Source organism: Aliiroseovarius crassostreae, from assembly GCF_025137635.1.
GTDB lineage: Bacteria > Pseudomonadota > Alphaproteobacteria > Rhodobacterales > Rhodobacteraceae > Aliiroseovarius > Aliiroseovarius crassostreae.
This window is the reverse complement of record NZ_CP080772.1, coordinates 963259-980058: the sequence shown is the minus strand read 5'-3', so window position 1 is coordinate 980058 and position 16800 is coordinate 963259. Positions and strand designations below refer to the sequence as shown.

Here is a 16800-nt window from a genome sequence, read left to right as displayed (position 1 = left end):
TGAAAAAACGAAGGAACTACGATTTCGCCGCCTCGGCTTTTTCCTCCAACTCCATCCATTCTTCTTCGGCGCTTGCGAGTTTTATCTGCCGTTCTGCCAGCCCTTCCGTGGCTTTCTTAAACTTGATCGGCGCATCCGTGAAGAGGTTTGGATCCATCAGGAATTCTTCAAGTTTGGCAATCTCGGCCATCAGGCGGTCAATCTCATCGGGCAAAGCCTCCAACCGATGCTGTTCGGTAAAAGAGAGGCCAGTGGTTTGCGCAGCAGATTTTTCGGCTTTCGGCTTCTCAGCGGGCTTGGATTTTTTCTTTGCCGGCAGCGCCGGGTCTTCTTCGCCCTTCTGCGCCTGATAATCAGACCAGCCTCCGGGGTAGATCGTCGCACGCCCGTTGCCCTCCATCGCAATGGTGCGATGCGCCACTCGGTCCAGGAAATCCCGGTCGTGGCTCACCAGCAGCACCGTGCCGTCATACGACCCAAGAATGTCCTGCAACAGGTCGAGCGTTTCCACGTCAAGGTCGTTGGTCGGTTCATCGAGCACCAGCAGGTTGGATTGCCGCGCCATGATCTTGGCCAAAATCAGCCGCGCCTTTTCCCCGCCGGACAAGGACCTGACCGGCGCCCGGGCCTGCGCCTCATCAAAGAGAAATTCCTTGAGATAGCCCACAACATGTTTCGGATTTCCCCGCACCATCACCTGGTCGGCCTTGCCAGAGACGCGCATCTCCGGATCCCCGGTCAGGTTTTCCCACAGGCTGTCATCTTCCACCAGGGTCGAACGGTTCTGGTCAAACACCGCCATTTCGATGCCGGTCCCCAACGAGACAGAGCCGTCATCCGGGGTTTCCTGACCAATGAGCATTTTCAGAAGCGTGGTTTTGCCCGCGCCATTGGGTCCGACAAAGGCCACGCACTCACCGCGCATAACCCGCAGGTCAAACGGACGCAGAATCAGTTTATCCCCGTAGGCCTTTGAAATACCTTGCGCTTCGATCACGCGGCGGCCAGATTTCGGCCCCGCCTCAAGCACCATCTCGGCCGTGCCCTTGCGTTTGATCTGACTGGCACGCTCGTCGCGAAGCTTGGCCAGTTCACGCAGCCGCCCCTGATTGCGTTTGCGTCGCGCCGATATCCCTTCGACCGCCCAGCGCGCTTCGGATTTGATCTTGCGATTGAGCTTGTGGCGGCTCTGGTCTTCCTCTTCCCAGGTCTTGTCGCGCCAGATTTCGAAATGCTCAAATCCCTTTTCCTGCCGACGCACCTGTCCGCGATCCACCCAAAGGGTCGCACGGGTGAGATTGCGCAGAAATGCGCGGTCGTGGCTGATCAGAACATATCCTGCACGGGTAGAGTTCAGCTCATCTTCCAGCCATTGAATGGCCTGAATATCGAGGTGGTTGGTCGGCTCATCCAGCAGCATCAGATCCGGGGCTTCAGCCAGCAGTTTCGCCAGCGCCGCCCGCCGACGCTCTCCGCCAGAGGCCGTCCCCACCGGCGCCTCAAGGTTCATCTTCAACCCCTCGGCCACCCGCTCAACCAGATACTCCTCGCCGGGTTCCAGCCCGCTCACGGCAAAATCGCCCAATGTGGCGAAGGCAGACAGGTCCGGGTGCTGTTCCATATACCCCACGGACACCCCGGGCGACAGCACCCGCTCGCCCTGATCCGGCTCAATCATACCGGCCATTACCTTCATCAAGGTGGATTTTCCCGACCCGTTTCGCCCGACCAGCGCCACACGATCTGCGGGCTGCACCACCAGATCAAGATCATCAAAAACAGGATCGCCCCCAAAGGTCAGCGAAATTCCGGACATTTGCAAAAGAGGTATACGTGCCATGAGGAGGAGTTAGGCGGCCTGATGCGACAGGTCAACGCCAAAGCCGCAGCAGAAACCCCCGGCCCTCATTTTCTGGTCAAAAATATCCTGGGGTGAATGACGCAGTCAGAGGGGCAAAGCCCCTTCCCTACATGTCCTGTGTCAAAGCCCGCAGCAGACGTGCCCGACCGGGGGGGATGGCGGCAATTTCCACCCCGGTGAATACATGCAGCGTGTTCAGGTCACGATCCACAACCGCGTGATCGCTGACCCACCCTCCCATACTCAGATAGCTGCGCAGCAAGGGGGGCATCAGCCGCAACGCCTGATTTCGGTCGGGGGGCCGCCCGCCCGGACCTTCCTTGGCAAACGGCACCACTTCGGGGGCCTTGCGTCGGGGGGCATGCTGGGCCGGGGCCAGATGGGCCTGGCGCAAAACCCCAAAGACATCAAGGTAGCGTCCCACGTCGGTTCCCTGAAAAGAGCTGCACCCGAACAGCAGTCCAATCCTTTCCGCATCCACCACCCGCGTGATCTCAGCCCAGGCCAGACGCAGGATATCCGCCCCATCGGCTTCCTTCGCCCCGTCGGGAGCGATGCAGAACCGGCCCAGTTCCAGCAATGGCTTCGAATAGGTCGACAGCGCGGACAGGTCGTAATATTGCGCGGAATAGCTCCGCGCGATCTCGGCCCCGGACGCAAGCGGCAACAGGCGAAAACAGGCCATCAGCGCCCCGTCCTCCATCCGTTCGATCAACACGTGGCGACAATGCGCGTCAAACGCGTCATGGTCACGGTGTTCCTGCCCGGAGGGATCGGGTTGGTTGACCTGCCCGGCACGGAAACACCGAAACCGCAGCTTTTGTGCTGCAATCCGATCCCCCTCCCCATTGGCCAGACGCACCCGGTAACGGGGGGCACACGTTTTCGGCATCCTTGTTTCTCCGCCCTTGGCGCCATCCCGCGCGCACCCTAACTATTGGCTCTATCGGTCTGCTCGCTGGCACAATTATGTGACAGCAGTATGACCCTTGCCTGATCCAACCATATTGGATGAGATCAAGAAAAGCGAAAAGGGAGAGGCGACATGGCCAAAGTGACCAAAACCGACGAGGAATGGCGCGCCGAGCTGCAAGACGAACTGACCTTTCAGGTCACACGAAAGGCCGCTACGGAACGCGCCTACTCGCATCCCGGCTTTCCCGAGGGCGACGGTGTCTTTCACTGCGTCTGCTGCGGAGCCGCCCTGTTTGACAAGGGGGAAAAGTTCGAAAGCCATTGCGGATGGCCCGCCTTTTCCGCCCCCCGTGACGATGCCCCGATTGGCGAAGAGGTTGACCACAGTTTCGGCATGACCCGCACCGAGGTACATTGCGACGATTGCGGCGCCCATCTGGGACATGTGTTCCCGGACGGCCCCGGTCCCAACGGTTTGCGCTATTGCATCAACGGGGTCTGCCTGAGTTTCGAACCCGGCCCAGGGACAAAAAAGGGCTGACACGCGCGCCCACAGACACGCCCCACAGACATGAAAACGCCCGGACAGTGATCCGGGCGTTTTCATCTAAATTCTTGCAAAAAACCGGGTCAGTTCCCGCTGATAATATCCCCGACATTAAGCCGCCCGAGCGAGCCGAACAGCTGGCGCAGGAAGCCAACCCCGACGATCCCGGTTTCCGTCACACGCCGGTCCAGAACAACCACGCGGCCATCTTCCAGGCCAAATCGCTCGATATTGGCGACCTTACCGGCGGTATCATAGCTGATGGCCAGAACCTGACGGTCGATCTCTTTCGGTTCATTATAGGTGAAATGCTCAAACCGGCTTTGCACGTAATACCAGCCCCCGTCGGTCAACAGACCGCTGGTGCCCGGTTGTCCGACGGTTTCTGCCACGCTTTCACGGGTGTCGACGCCCACCTGCAGGGCCGCAATATCCGTATCCGTCGGCATGTAACCGTGATTACGATAGGTTGCCGAGCAGGCCGCCACGCTGCCCGCCAGCAGTATTGCCAGCCCCACGCGCTTCAATTTTGACATCGGCCCCCCTCAAGACGCATCGCTAAATTTCACCAGACAGGGCTTGCGCAAACCGTCATCGGTTGGGCATGGTGACCAAACCGCGGGAAACCCGTCCGCAAACACCCTTGTAATACAGGTTTGTCTGCTAACAGGTCCTTATGGCATCTTGCGTTTTCCTACCTGTCTCGCGTATCGGCTTACCCTAGGATCGCAAAACGTTCAAGAAACATACATCATGACCCAGCCAAAAGACGCCCTTCCCTTCAGCCACCCAATCCGCGTTGCGGATCTGCCCCCGAATGAGGCCACCCCCTTTGAGATTATCCCAAGCGAGGCGCAGTGCCGGGCGATTGCTGCAGATATTGGCGTGCCCGCCCTGCGCAAAATCCGCTTTACCGGCACCCTCGCGCCGATGGGAAAACGCGACTGGAAAATGAAGGCGCGCCTTGGGGCCACCGTGACGCAGGACTGTGTTGTCACCCTGGCGCCTGTCACCACCCGGATTGAAGACGAGGTCAGCCGCCACTGGATTGCGGGGCTTGTCACGGCCCCCGAAGGCGACGAGGTGGAAATGCCCGATGACGTCACCCAGGAACCGCTTGGTGCGGAGATTGATCTGGGCGAGGTTCTGATCGAGGCGCTGGCGCTGGCGCTGCCGCTTTACCCGCGCGCCGAGGGGGCCGCACTTGAAGCTCAGAATTTCACCGAACCGGGCATCACCCCGATGACGGATGAGGCGGCACGGCCTTTTGCGGGACTTGCCGGGTTGCGGGACAAGCTGTCAGGCGAATCTGACCCATCCGACAACTGACCCACCACGCCGGATCCGCCATCAGATCAGGCTGTCAGTTCCCCCCGGGACACCCGTCCCGGGCCACGCGCTTTCAGCCTAATTCACCTTTTGCACCATTCCCCCTTGCAACATGACAGAAAATACGTATTTTCGCGGCTTCTTTCTGCAAGATGAGTTGGACAGCGCCCGCGAGATCGCGTATGACGCGCCGAGACTCAGGAAACTGAACATGAACATGGGCGTGATTGCCCCCGATTAAACCCGGGCCCCGCGCCCCCAAACCAAAGGTTGAGACGATGGCTGTCCAACAGAACAAAGTTTCGAAATCGCGCCGCAACAACCGCCGCGCACATGACGCTCTGGTTGCTGCTAACCCGAACGAATGCACCAATTGCGGCGAGCTGAAGCGCCCGCACCACGTCTGCCCCTCCTGCGGTCACTATGACGACCGTGAAGTGGTGGCCATGGCTGGCGAAGCTGACTTCGACGACGAAGACGCAGCGTAAGGCTCTTGCCCTCTTGGGGCGGGCATGTCAGGAAAGTCCCTAAAGCACGGGTGGCCCACAGGCAGGGCCACAGCGCCCAAGGGACAATTAAGAATGACAAGTAACGCCCCGAAACGCACCATTATTTCGATCGACGCCATGGGTGGCGATCGTGGGCCGGCAGCCGTGGTTGCCGGCCTTGCGCTGTCTGCAGAGAAGAACCCGGATATCGGGTTTCTTCTGCATGGCGACAAACCCACCCTTGAACCGTTGATTGCGCGCGAAGCCAATTTGCAGGGCCGGGTGGAAATCCGTCACACCCAGGAAGTGGTGACGATGGATGCCAAACCGTCCTATGTCATGCGCAATGGCAAAGAGACCTCGATGTGGGCCACCATTGATGCGGTGCGCAACCACGAAGCGGATGTGGCGGTCAGCTGCGGCAACACCGGCGCGCTGATGCTTCTGTCGATGGTCCGCCTGCGCAAGCTGCCCGGGGTGAACCGCCCTGCGATTGCCTGCCTCTGGCCCTCGCGCAATCCCGGCGGGTTCAACATCATGCTGGACGTTGGGGCCGATATTCGCGCCGACGACACCGATCTTCTGCAATATGCGATGATGGGCGCGTCCTATGCGCGCAACGGTTTGGGCATCGCCCGCCCGCGTATCGGCCTTCTGAATGTCGGCACGGAAGAGCACAAAGGACACCCGGTTCTGAAATCGGCCCATGAACTGATCACCAACGCGGCAGAGGATGCGAATATCGAGTTTGTCGGCTTTGTCGAAGGTGTCGATATCCCCTCGGATCAGGTGGATGTGATCGTCACGGACGGGTTCACCGGGAATGTGGCGCTGAAAACCGCCGAAGGCACGGCCAACCTGATGGCAGGCTTTATTCGTGAAAGCTTCACCGAGACCGTTCTGGCCAAGCTGACCGCGCTGATCGCCAAGGCGTCGCTGGGTCGGCTCAAGCTGCGCATGGACCCGCGTCGCGCCAATGGCGGCGTGTTCCTGGGCCTCAACGGCACGGTTGTGAAAAGCCATGGATCGGCGGATCCGGTGGCCATTTCATCGGCCGTCAAACTGGCCTTCACGCTGGCCCGGTCGGGCTTCAATCAGAAACTTGCCGCACGGGTTGCATCCTCGGGAACCCTACGTCAAGATGACATGTCAACGAAGGATGAAGAGCAGGCATGACAATTCGCGCGGTGGTCAAAGGCGTTGGGCATTATCTGCCCGAACGCGTGGTGGAAAATTCCTATTTTGAAGGCATTGTGGACACGTCCGACGAATGGATTCGGGCGCGTTCCGGCATTGAACGGCGCCGTTTTGCGGCAGAGGATGAGACCACATCGCAAATGGCTGGAAAGGCCGCGCGCGAAGCCCTGGCGGATGCCGGTCTGGACGCGGATGATATCGACGCCATTGTCGTGGCCACCTCCACCCCGGACCTGACCTTTCCCTCGGTTGCCACCATGGTGCAGAACGAGTTGGGCATGACCCGCGGCTTTGGCTTTGACGTTCAGGCGGTTTGCGCAGGCTTTGTCTTTGCGCTGACCAATGCCAATGCGCTGATCCTGTCCGGTCAGGCCAAACGTGTCCTGGTGATCGGGGCCGAGACCTTCTCGCGCATCCTTGACATGACGGACCGGGCCACCTGCGTGCTGTTCGGGGATGGCGCCGGGGCCCTGGTGCTGGAAGCGCAGGAGAGCCGCGGAGAGAATTCCGATCGCGGCATCCTGTCGGCCGACCTGAATTCTGACGGGCGCATGCGCGAAATGCTTTATGTGGATGGCGGCGTCTCAACCACCCAGAAATCGGGCTTCCTGCGGATGCAGGGCAACCCCCTGTTCCGGCAGGCGGTCGGCAAACTGACCGAGACCGCCGAAGCCGCTTTGGGCAAGATCGGGTTCACCGATGATGACGTGGATTGGATTGTGCCGCACCAGGCCAATATCCGCATCATTCAGGGCACCGCAAAGAAAATGGGCGTGCCGATGGACCGGGTGATTGTCACGGTCCAGGACCATGGCAACACCTCTGCCGCCTCGATCCCGCTGGCCCTTTACGAGGGGCGCAAGTCCGGAAAGATCAAAGAAGGGCAGCTTGTCGTGACCGAGGCAATCGGTGGCGGGCTTGCCTGGGGCGCCGTGGTCCTGCGCTGGTAACCGGCAGGCTTTTGCCTGCAACTCACGACACAAGCCATTGATTTTGGGGGTGCTTATTGACAGCCTCCCCCAAAGCACTCATTCTCTCTGCAACAACATTACAGGGGGACAAACAATGAGTGAAAAGACTTTGACGCGCATGGATCTGAGCGAAGCTGTATTCCGCGAAGTAGGCCTGTCGCGCAATGAAAGTGCGCAATTGGTGGAAAGCGTCCTGGGCCATATGTCCGACTCTCTGGTCAATGGTGAAAGCGTCAAGATCTCATCCTTCGGCACCTTTTCCGTTCGCGAAAAAGCTGCCCGTGTGGGTCGCAATCCGAAGACCGGTGAAGAGGTTCCGATCAGCCCACGCCGCGTGCTGACCTTCCGCCCGTCCCATCTGATGAAAGACCGTGTTACGGTCGGCAATAAGAGCTGATTATTTACGTGTTTTCAGGGGGATACCCCCCCTTTGTTTTCTATTTTCCACTGAATATCCGGGCAAAACACCATGGACAAAAAGTCACCCGACGCCTTCCGGACCATCAGCGAGGTGGCCGATTGGCTTGGCGTGCCAACCCACGTCCTCCGTTTCTGGGAAAGCCGTTTTTCACAGGTCAAACCGGTGAAGCGCGCGGGGGGGCGGCGTTATTACCGCCCCACGGACATGGCGCTTTTGGGCGGCATTCGCAAATTGCTGCATGAAGACGGGATGACCATTCGCGGCGTGCAGAAACTGCTGCGCGAACAAGGCGTCAAACATGTGGCCGCCATGTCCCCCCTGCTCGATTCGCCCCCCTTGCCGCAAAACGCCGAAGGCAACGTGGTCTCCTTTGACCCTGCCGAACGCGCCCGCGATGGCCAGGCTCAGTCAGGTGATGGGCAGACCCAACCGGATGAAGACGCAGCGACCACCCCGGATGTGACCGCACCTCCCGCAGAGGAGGTCACAGAGGAGATTGCAGAGGCTGGCATCTCCGAAACGGATGCTGACACCTCCCCAGCGGCCCCAACTGACCCGCTTGCCCCGCTGCCACAGAAGGACCGCACCATCGCCGAAGCTCTGGAGAACGGGCCCGGCACTGCCCCGGCCCCAGAGGATATCGTGGATGAGCCTGCAGCCCCGATCACAACAGATCCTTCCACCATCCCTTCCACCACGGAAGACGGGGAAGATGCGGACGTCGCTGAGGTGCAAACAGAGGTAACAACCGCCCCAGACTCGACAGCACCGGCCGAAGCCATGTCTTCGCAGTCGGCTTTCACTGAAGAAGACATTCCAACCACAGCGGCAGATCCTGCAACCGATCCGTTGCCCCCCCTCCCCGAGCAAATGCCGCCGGAAGAGAGCGCAACAAGCGCGCCTGCCGCAGATACCGTCCCCGGAGAGGCCCGCCCCGAGGCGGAACAGCCTGTCGCCACAGAGGTTGCACAGGAAGGCGAAGCGGTCGATCCCCCCGCCAGCCCGCAACCGATGGATCTGTTCGGGTTTGCGGACACGCTTCCGGGCGAAGCGCCAGACGCAGGCCCTGCAGGCCCGCCAGCCACTCTCCCGTCAACCGAGGGGGAGGACCCGGCCCCAACCGCACCCACCGACAGTGAACCCGCCGCCACGGCTGAGGCGCTGAGCGCCGAATTGCCCGACCTTGCGGATGATGCCCCCCTTCCCACCGACGCCGATCCTGATTTTGACGCTGGCGAGACACCAGTTGCCCCGACCCTTGAGCAGCCCCCCGAACAGGACACGGGGGATGGCCTGTCCGAAGACATGGTGGCAGTTGAGCACGGGCAAGAGGACGCCGAGGCGGATTCCACCTCCCTCCCCCCGCTTCATTCTGAACCGGAGGAGCGCGTCGCGTCCCAGCCGGAAGAGATCCGGACGCCACCCGAATCTCCTGCTGAGCCAGACCTGCCGCCGCAGATCGACCTGTCCCACATTCCGGCCGACCCCGAAGGGGATGATCCTGAGGTGGACACCCCGCTGATCCTCACGCTCCGCGACATCGGAAAGCGCGGCACAGATGTGCATCTGCCGGTTTTGCAGGCCCTTGCGGATCAGCTGGACGCTCTGCTTGCGCAGATGGACCGATCAAACAAGCGCTGAACAAAAGAAGTGGGGACAATGGTGACTTTCCTGCGTTTTCCGGCTTGCCCCGCCCGTGAAAATCACTATGTAAGGGCCTCAGTCGGGCTATGGCGCAGCCTGGTAGCGCGTCCGTCTGGGGGACGGAAGGTCGCAGGTTCGAGTCCTGCTAGCCCGACCAAAACACCCCGCCCCACCCGGCCCGAACGGGCATTGGTCAGGGGCATGAAAACAGCCCGCCCCTTCACTGAGGGGTGGGCGTTTTTGTATTCGGGGTTCAGGGAAACGATGGGAGGATTGCGATGACACCGGGTGTTCTGGCAGATGCGCAGATCAGGCAAATGATCACCGATGGGGCCATCTCGGCTGCCTCTCCGATTCTGAATGACCAGATCCAGCCCGCCAGCCTTGATCTGCGGCTGGGGGAGCGGGCCTATCGCGTGCGCGCCTCGTTCCTGCCGGGATTGGGACGCACCGTGGCGGACCGTCTGGACGATCTGACCATGCATGAAGTGCCCCTGACCGGCGGCGCCGTGCTGGAAAAGGGCTGTGTCTATGTGGTGCCGTTGATGGAACGCCTGTCCTTGCCTGCGGGGATGACCGGGGCGGCCAGCGCCAAATCCTCAATCGGGCGCCTTGATATGATGACCCGGGTGATCACCGATCAGGGGATCGAGTTTGATCGCGTTCCCGATGGGTATGAAGGCCCGCTTTATGCCGAAATCTGTCCGCAGAGCTTTTCGGTGGTGGCCCAGCCCGGCCAGTTGCTGACACAGATCATCTTTCGACAGGGCCGCACATTCCTGTCTGATGAGGAGCTGCGCAAGGTCCATGTCGAGACGCCAATTGTTTCCGGTGACCCGGTAATTTCCGATGGGCTGGGGTTTTCGGTGGACCTGAAACCACGTTCCGGTGACCTTGTGGGCTATCGCGCCAAGCGGCATTCCGGTGTGGTGGATCTGTCCAAGCTCAACCATTACGACCCGGCGGAATACTGGGAAGAGGTGCGCACCACCAAAGGGCAGATCATCCTTGATCCGGGAGCGTTTTACATTCTGGTCAGCCGGGAGGCGATTGCGATCCCCCCCAATTGTGCTGCGGAAATGGCCCCCTATCTTGCCATGGTGGGTGAGTTCCGGGTGCACTATGCCGGTTTCTTTGATCCCGGTTTTGGCTTTGATGCTGCGGGTGGATCAGGTTCACGCGGGGTTCTGGAAGTGCGCTGCCATGAGGCGCCTTTTGTGCTGGAACATGGGCAGGTCGTGGGACGGCTGGTGTATGAGCGCATGTCACAGACACCTGAGGCGCTTTATGGGGTTGATATCAAATCAAACTATCAGGGACAGGGCCTGAAACTGTCCAAACATTTCAAGGCAAAATGACGTAGAAGGCCAAGGGGCTCTACCCCTCGCCTCGTTGAGGCTCACCCCGGGATATTTTCAACCAGAAAATGAGAGCGGCGACTGGATGTCGGTTCCGTTTCCGGTGGCGGCGGCGCTTGCGTAAAGCGTTTCGGCCTCTCAGAACAGTTTGCGGGTGATGCGGGCGCTTTGCCGGGCCTTTCGGGCCATCTGGCGGGCCTGCCGGGCGCGCCTGCGCTCTTCAGGGGTCATGTCTTCGTTTGTCGGGGGCTCACCACGGCCAGTCCGTTTGGCGGCATAATCAATTCCGGCATCGACCCCTTTATTGATCAACTGGCCCAGAACCCGGCGAATGATCATGTTGATAATGCTGTTGAGGTTCATGTCTGTCTTTCCCATCTGCGCGCAAGGGTAATATAACATGTCATTGCGGCGATTTCAGGATGCGGGCAAAATTAATCTTCGAACAGTTCGCTCTGGCCGCTGGTTGGTTCGTCATCCTCGTCGTCATAGTCCGGTCCGGGCATCATGCCGGGGGGCGGGCGGCTTTCGAGAAGGCCTGCGGCGCGCAGCTCTTTCAGCCCCGGCAGGTCGCGGGCGCTTTCCAGTCCAAAGTGGTCCAGGAAATGCGGCGTAACCACAAACGTAACAGGGCGACCCGGCGTCATGCGACGGCGACCAAAACGGATCCATTCCATTTCGATCAACTGGTCAATCGTTCCCCGGGAGACGGAAACGCCCCGGATCTCCTCGATTTCGGCCCGCGTGGCGGGTTGGTGATAGGCGATGATGGCCAGGGTTTCGATTGCGGCGCGACTGAGTTTTCGCACCTCGATCGTTTCCTTTTGCATCAGATGTCCCAGATCAGGGGCGGTTCGGATCGCCCAGGCATCGCCCACACGCACGACCCGCACACCGCGCCCTTCATAGCGTTTCACCAGATGGGCGAGCGCCTCGCCCGCGTCCGCCCCATGGGGCATGCGGCTTTCAAGTTCCGCCACGCTGACCGGTTCCCCCGAGGCAAACAGGATCGCTTCGACCATGCGTTCCTGCTCTCCCATCGGGGGGGCATCAAACAGGCTTTCTTCCTGAGTATCAACGACTTGCTCATTCATCACGATTTCCTGCGAATTTCGATCGGCGCAAATGTGTCGGGTTGGCGAATGTCGATCATTCCCCGTTTGGCCAGTTCCAGAGAGGCGGCAAAATTGGCGGCGGTGGCCGAGCGGCGGCGTTTGCCATCCAGCACCCAACCTTCGGGCAGATAAGAGGACAGGTCGGTCCAATCCCCCGCATAGCCCACGAGGTCACGCATCCGTTCCAGCGCCTGTTCCATGGTCATCAGGCTTTCCCGATCCATGACAAAGGGGCGAAACTCATCCTTGGTGCGGATCCGGGCATAGCCCTGCATCAGGTCGAGAAGCGTGGCTGTATAGGTCACGGTGCGAATGCGCGTCACATCCTCTGGCACACCACGGGCGAAGAAATCCCGCCCCAATTGGTCACGCGCCATCAGCTTGGCAGCGGCATCGCGCATGCCCTGCAGCCGTTCCAGCTGAAACGCCAGATGCGCGGCAAGATCCTCACCCGTCGGCCCTTCTTCGGTGGGGTCAGGGGGCAGAAGCAGACGGGATTTCAGAAAGGCCAGCCAGGCCGCCATCACAAGGTAATCCGCAGCCAGCTCAATCCGCAAATGGCGCGCTTTTTCGACAAATCCCAGATATTGCTCCGCCAGATCAAGGATCGAGATCTGGCGCAGATCCACTTTTTGCGTGCGCGACAGGGTCAAAAGCAGGTCCAGCGGGCCTTCATAGCCATCGACATCGACAATCAGTGCCTCCGCCGCGAGGCGGTCTGACACCGACATGACGTCTTCTGAAAATTCTTCCTGCTCCGCCATCTAGCGTGGGTTCTCTGCTGTTTCACCTGTCATCAGGTTCTGAAACTCGGCCTCCAGCGCCTCTATGTCAACCGCCATGGGCACGGCGCGCCAGATCAGTGCCTTGTCGGCCCGCGCCTGCGCCCCCTCGGCCATCTGGCCGGTGGCGTCCACAATCTCGGCCATTTCTTCCCGATCCCCATTGCAGTGCAGGATCAGATCGCAGCCTGCGGCAAGGGCACGGCGGGCGCGCAGCGACAGCGGCCCCTCGAGCGCCTGCATCGACAGGTCATCCGTCATCAAAAGCCCGTCAAACCCGATATCCTTACGGATCAGGTCCAGCATGATGGGGGATTGGGTGGCGGGCGCGGTCGGGTCGATATCCTCAAACACGATATGCGCGGTCATGCCAAGGGGCAGGTTCGAAACGCCTGAAAAGGCAAGGAAGTCAGTGTTGTGCAGCTCACGCGCATGGGTGGCAACATGGGGCAGGTCCAGATGGCTGTCCATCGTGGCCCGCCCATGCCCCGGCAAGTGTTTCACCACCGGCAGCACCCCGCCCTCAAGCAAGCCCTGGGCCACGGCCTGTGCCCGCTCCACCACATGCACCACATCTTCGCCAAGGCAGCGATTGCGCAGGACGGGATGGGTGTCGGCAAAGGCAAGGTCAACCACCGGGGCACAATTTCCGTCAATCCCAACGGAATACAGCTCGTCCGCAATCAGGCGATAGCGCAGATACATGGCGCGTGTCGCGTTGCGTTTGTTGAACTGCGCCTGATCCAGCGCCGGAAGCCATTCCCGCCAATGGGGGGCAATCATGCGCGCAACCCGGCCGCCTTCCTGATCAATGAAGATAGGAGCATTTCGGCCGACCGCGCCGCGCAGATCAGCCGTCAGAGCGCGCAGTTGATCGGGGCTGTCCACATTTCGGGCAAACAGAATAAATCCCCAGGGCTGCGTTTTCTCAAAAAACCGGCGTTCCCCTTCGGACAGGGTCAGACCTGCGCAGCCGAAAATATAGGCGCCCTGCCGTGACATGACAGCTCCTTTAACTTCACATTCCGGCAGGACCGATCAGCGGGTGACCACCGGGATACAGGCGGTTTTGCCTGCCATCAAAGCTGAACAGAAACGGCGCGCATCGGCAAGGTCTTTAAATCCCATGGCGCGCAGACGATAAAAGGTCTTGCCGCCGGATTGGGCCTTTTGGATCACGCGGGTCTTGCCGGGAAGGTAATCGTCAAACCGGGTCGAAAGCTTGTCCCATTCGCTGCGCGCAATCTCTGCGCTTTCAAAGGCACCAAGCTGGACAAGCCGCGTGCCGGCCGGGATCGCCTCGGGGGTGATCTCCTTTGGGGCGCTGCCTGCCGGGCTTTGCAGGCTTGCCTTGACCGGGCTGACCGTGCGCAGATCCGACGGGCGGATCAGCGGGCGGGCGGATGTCGACACGCCGGGCACGGAGGCCGGAATAACCTTGACGGTTTTGGGGGCAACCTGCGGCAGGCTGACCGGGCTTTGCGCCGCCACCCGGGTCACATCTGCGCCAGACGGGGCAGTTTGCGACAGGGGCTTGATATTCTGGCTGACCTGACTGGCAATGGCCAGCGCGGCGGCCACCGGGTCAGAGGGCAGATTGCTCATATCCACGCTCGGGGCGTCAGGAACAGAATGCGCTGCAACTTCAATAGGTTCGAGAATCGGATCCGTATCTGAGATCTGGGTCTCGACCTGCGCGGCGAGATCAGCAGATCCAGCCGGGAGGTCCTCGTCATCCAGCTTTTCCGGCGCAGGGGCAAGCGCCACCTGGTCAGACGGGGCACTGGCCTCGCCGTCTGCCTGAACCGAATTCACCGCCAGGCCCTGGTGGGCTGCGGACTGGCCACCAGGTTCAACCGGCTGTATCCGCATCGGACCTTCCAGCGCACGCACCACCGGAATGCCGGTCACGTCGCGCATGGCCAACTGGTATCCCCAGACGGCCAGCCCAACAATCAATCCAAGAGAAACCGCCGCCCCGGCATAATTGACCGCCGCCCCAAAGCGCCCACCGCCACCCAGGACAGGCGCAGCGGGGTCTGGCATATGAGATGTGTGGGCATAGGCAGGCGGGGCACCAAATTCACCCTGCCCCTGCGCACCCCCATAGTGAAGATGTGGATCCAGCGCAGACACATGATGCGCCTGCCCAGCGGCAGACCAATGTCCCTGTTGCTGCTGTCCCTGCACCGGGGCCGATCCCGCGTTGGAATAGCCGCCCTGCCCTGCCGGTCCGGGTGTCTGCTGGGGATATATGGGGGCACGGGTGTTGCCCCAATCGATCGTCGCCATACCTGCCTCACATCCGGGGGGACACGATTAGGCAGACCTGCTGCCCGCATCCTCTCTCCGGTCTCTGCTCGTTGCCTCGAAAAGGGGCGTTTGCGCCCCCATTTCCGGCACGGGCTGAGCTTGTGATCAGCGCATTTCCTCGGCCGGATTGACGCCAAGAATACCAAGGCCTGCGGAAATGACAAGTTTCACGGCACGCGGCAGGGCGATTTTCGCAGCAGATGAGTCATTCTTGCCATCCTGCACGAAACGCAGCTCTGATTTTTCGTTGCCGCGATTGTAAAGCGACTGAAATTCTGCTGCGAGTTCATAGAGATAGAAGGCGACGCGATGCGGCTCATGGGTGCGTGCCGCGATCTCGACCAGGCGTGGCCATTCGGCAAGCTTCTTGGCCACCGCCAGCTCTGCCTCATCTTCGATCAGCGGTGCGGCGCCCAGGGAAACACCGGCCTCTTCGGCCTTTTTCAGAACCGAACAGATCCGCGCATGGGCATATTGCACATACCAGACCGGGTTGTCCCGGCTGGCCTCTTTCACCTTGTCAAAGTCGAAATCAAGCGGGGCATCGTTCTTGCGGGTCAGCATGACAAAACGGGTCACATCCGAGCCCACCTCGCTCACCACATCGCGCAGCGTGACAAAATTGCCCGCACGTTTCGACATTTTGAACGGCTCGCCGTTTTTATAAAGCTTCACCAGCTGGGTCAGCTTGATATCAAGCGGCACCTTGCCATCCGACAATGCGGACACCGCCGCTTTCATCCGTTTGACATAGCCGCCATGGTCCGCGCCAAACACGTCGATCAGCTGGTCATAGCCGCGGTCGACCTTATCATAGTGATAGGCGATATCGGGCGCAAAATAGGTCCATGCGCCGTCCGACTTCTTCACCGGACGATCCACATCATCGCCATGTTCGGTCGATTTAAAGAGGGTCTGCTCACGCGGCTCCCAATCTTCGGGTTTCTTGCCTTTCGGCGGCTCCAGAACACCCTGATAAATCAAGCCTTTGCTTTCGAGGCTGGCAAGGGCCGCCTCGATCCGCCCGGTGCCATATAGCGACTTTTCGGAGAAGAACCTGTCCATTTTCACACCAAGCTGCGCCAGATCCTCCCGGATCAGATCCAGCATCGCAGCCGTGGCAAACTCGCGGATTTCCACCAGCCAGACATCCTCCGGTTGGTCCAGATAGGCATCCCCGACCTTGGCCTTCAGCGCTTCCCCCACCGGCACAAGATAATCGCCCGGATAGGTGCCATCCTCAAACGCCACTTCCTGCCCGTGGGCTTCGAGGTAACGCAGATAAACAGACCGCGCCAGCACATCAACCTGCGCGCCGCCATCATTGATGTAATATTCGCGCGTGACGTCATAGCCCGCATATTCCAGAAGGCTTGCCAGGGCATCTCCAAAAACCGCACCGCGGGTGTGCCCCACATGAAGTGGCCCGGTCGGGTTGGCGGAGACATATTCGACGTTGATTTTCTGATCCGCCCCCATGGCAGACCGACCATAGCCTTCGTTTGCCAAAATGCCAGAGACCAGCCCGGACCAGATCGACGCCGACAGGCGCAGGTTCAAAAAGCCGGGGCCGGCCACTTCCGCCACATCAATCCGATCATCCGCCCCCAGCTTGGCAGCCAGCACATCGGCAATATCACGCGGCTTCATCCGAGCGGGCTTGGCCAGCACCATCGCCGCATTGGTCGCCATGTCCCCATGGGCCGGATCGCGCGGAGGTTCCACCGCCACATTGTCAAAGCTCAGCCCCTCGGGCAGCACGCCTTCGGCCACCATCTCGGTCAGGCTGTTGATCACAAGCGCGCGAATTTCAGCAAACAGGTTCATGTCACGGATCCTTTCTCGTCCAGCGCACCTCT

18 protein-coding genes and 1 tRNA gene are annotated in these 16800 nt (G+C 60.4%); 10 read left to right on the top strand and 9 right to left on the bottom strand.

Annotation, left to right across the window (positions count from 1 at the left end; all coding sequences use genetic code 11):
- Nucleotides 1-16: 16 nt before the first annotated feature.
- Entirely contained in the window at nt 17-1840 is a 1824-nt protein-coding gene (locus tag K3J57_RS04725; protein WP_259794254.1) for an ABC-F family ATP-binding cassette domain-containing protein, read from the bottom strand.
- Nucleotides 1841-1967: 127 nt separating this feature from the next.
- Nucleotides 1968-2753 carry a GNAT family N-acetyltransferase gene (locus K3J57_RS04720; RefSeq protein ID WP_259797311.1) on the bottom strand — a complete coding sequence of 262 codons (786 nt, stop codon included), beginning with the start codon at nt 2751-2753 and terminating at the stop codon, nt 1968-1970.
- A 153-nt stretch (nt 2754-2906) separates the two neighbouring features.
- Between K3J57_RS04720 and msrB the strand changes: the two genes are divergently transcribed.
- On the top strand, nt 2907-3317 hold the full coding sequence (gene msrB, locus K3J57_RS04715; RefSeq protein WP_259794251.1) for a peptide-methionine (R)-S-oxide reductase MsrB: 411 nt from the start codon (nt 2907-2909) through the stop codon (nt 3315-3317).
- 89 nt (nt 3318-3406) lie between these two features.
- Here the strand turns inward: msrB and K3J57_RS04710 are convergent, their stop codons facing one another.
- A complete protein-coding gene (locus tag K3J57_RS04710; protein WP_259786517.1) occupies nt 3407-3859 on the bottom strand; it encodes an outer membrane protein assembly factor BamE in 453 nt (150 codons plus the stop codon).
- A gap of 217 nt (nt 3860-4076) precedes the next feature.
- Here K3J57_RS04710 and K3J57_RS04705 point away from each other — a divergent pair, with 217 nt between their 5' ends.
- The 9 genes from K3J57_RS04705 (at nt 4077) to K3J57_RS04665 (ending at nt 10731) form a co-directional block, all read left to right on the top strand.
- The gene (locus K3J57_RS04705; RefSeq protein WP_259794250.1) at nt 4077-4652 is read left to right on the top strand and encodes a YceD family protein; all 576 of its coding nucleotides are present in this window, start codon (nt 4077-4079) and stop codon (nt 4650-4652) included.
- Nucleotides 4653-4764: 112 nt separating this feature from the next.
- Complete coding sequence (locus K3J57_RS04700) at nt 4765-4893, top strand: hypothetical protein (protein ID WP_256415719.1); 129 nt, start codon at nt 4765-4767, stop codon at nt 4891-4893.
- Nucleotides 4894-4930: 37 nt separating this feature from the next.
- Nucleotides 4931-5140 (top strand): 50S ribosomal protein L32, encoded by a 210-nt coding sequence (gene rpmF / locus K3J57_RS04695; protein ID WP_055189173.1) that lies wholly within the window; start codon nt 4931-4933, stop codon nt 5138-5140.
- 93 nt (nt 5141-5233) lie between these two features.
- The gene (gene plsX / locus K3J57_RS04690) at nt 5234-6316 is read left to right on the top strand and encodes a phosphate acyltransferase PlsX (protein ID WP_173487334.1); all 1083 of its coding nucleotides are present in this window, start codon (nt 5234-5236) and stop codon (nt 6314-6316) included.
- Complete coding sequence (locus tag K3J57_RS04685) at nt 6313-7287, top strand: beta-ketoacyl-ACP synthase III (protein WP_055189177.1); 975 nt, start codon at nt 6313-6315, stop codon at nt 7285-7287. The genes plsX and K3J57_RS04685 overlap by 4 nt, the downstream gene beginning before the upstream one ends.
- Nucleotides 7288-7402: 115 nt before the next feature.
- Nucleotides 7403-7705 carry an integration host factor subunit alpha gene (ihfA, locus tag K3J57_RS04680; protein ID WP_173487336.1) on the top strand — a complete coding sequence of 101 codons (303 nt, stop codon included), beginning with the start codon at nt 7403-7405 and terminating at the stop codon, nt 7703-7705.
- 72 nt (nt 7706-7777) lie between these two features.
- A complete protein-coding gene (locus K3J57_RS04675; RefSeq protein ID WP_259797308.1) occupies nt 7778-9370 on the top strand; it encodes a MerR family transcriptional regulator in 1593 nt (530 codons plus the stop codon).
- A gap of 83 nt (nt 9371-9453) precedes the next feature.
- Nucleotides 9454-9530 (top strand) — tRNA-Pro (locus K3J57_RS04670).
- 121 nt (nt 9531-9651) lie between these two features.
- Nucleotides 9652-10731 carry a 2'-deoxycytidine 5'-triphosphate deaminase gene (locus K3J57_RS04665; RefSeq protein WP_259797307.1) on the top strand — a complete coding sequence of 360 codons (1080 nt, stop codon included), beginning with the start codon at nt 9652-9654 and terminating at the stop codon, nt 10729-10731.
- Between the two features lie 138 nt (nt 10732-10869).
- On the opposite strand, the gene K3J57_RS04660 is transcribed toward K3J57_RS04665, so the two are convergent.
- From K3J57_RS04660 to argS, 6 genes are all read right to left on the bottom strand, one after another.
- Nucleotides 10870-11109, bottom strand: a complete 240-nt coding sequence (locus K3J57_RS04660) for a hypothetical protein (RefSeq protein WP_259794244.1) — start codon at nt 11107-11109, stop codon at nt 10870-10872.
- A gap of 56 nt (nt 11110-11165) precedes the next feature.
- Nucleotides 11166-11825 (bottom strand): SMC-Scp complex subunit ScpB, encoded by a 660-nt coding sequence (scpB, locus tag K3J57_RS04655; RefSeq protein WP_259797305.1) that lies wholly within the window; start codon nt 11823-11825, stop codon nt 11166-11168.
- Entirely contained in the window at nt 11825-12577 is a 753-nt protein-coding gene (locus K3J57_RS04650) for a segregation and condensation protein A (protein WP_375542823.1), read from the bottom strand. The genes scpB and K3J57_RS04650 overlap by 1 nt, the downstream gene beginning before the upstream one ends.
- Nucleotides 12578-12610: 33 nt before the next feature.
- Complete coding sequence (locus K3J57_RS04645; RefSeq protein ID WP_259797302.1) at nt 12611-13630, bottom strand: glycoside hydrolase family 3 N-terminal domain-containing protein; 1020 nt, start codon at nt 13628-13630, stop codon at nt 12611-12613.
- 36 nt (nt 13631-13666) lie between these two features.
- On the bottom strand, nt 13667-14920 hold the full coding sequence (locus K3J57_RS04640; protein WP_259786510.1) for an SPOR domain-containing protein: 1254 nt from the start codon (nt 14918-14920) through the stop codon (nt 13667-13669).
- A 126-nt stretch (nt 14921-15046) separates the two neighbouring features.
- Nucleotides 15047-16768: an arginine--tRNA ligase gene (argS, locus tag K3J57_RS04635; RefSeq protein WP_259794238.1), complete on the bottom strand. Its 1722-nt coding sequence runs from the start codon at nt 16766-16768 to the stop codon at nt 15047-15049.
- Nucleotides 16769-16800 lie beyond the last annotated feature (32 nt).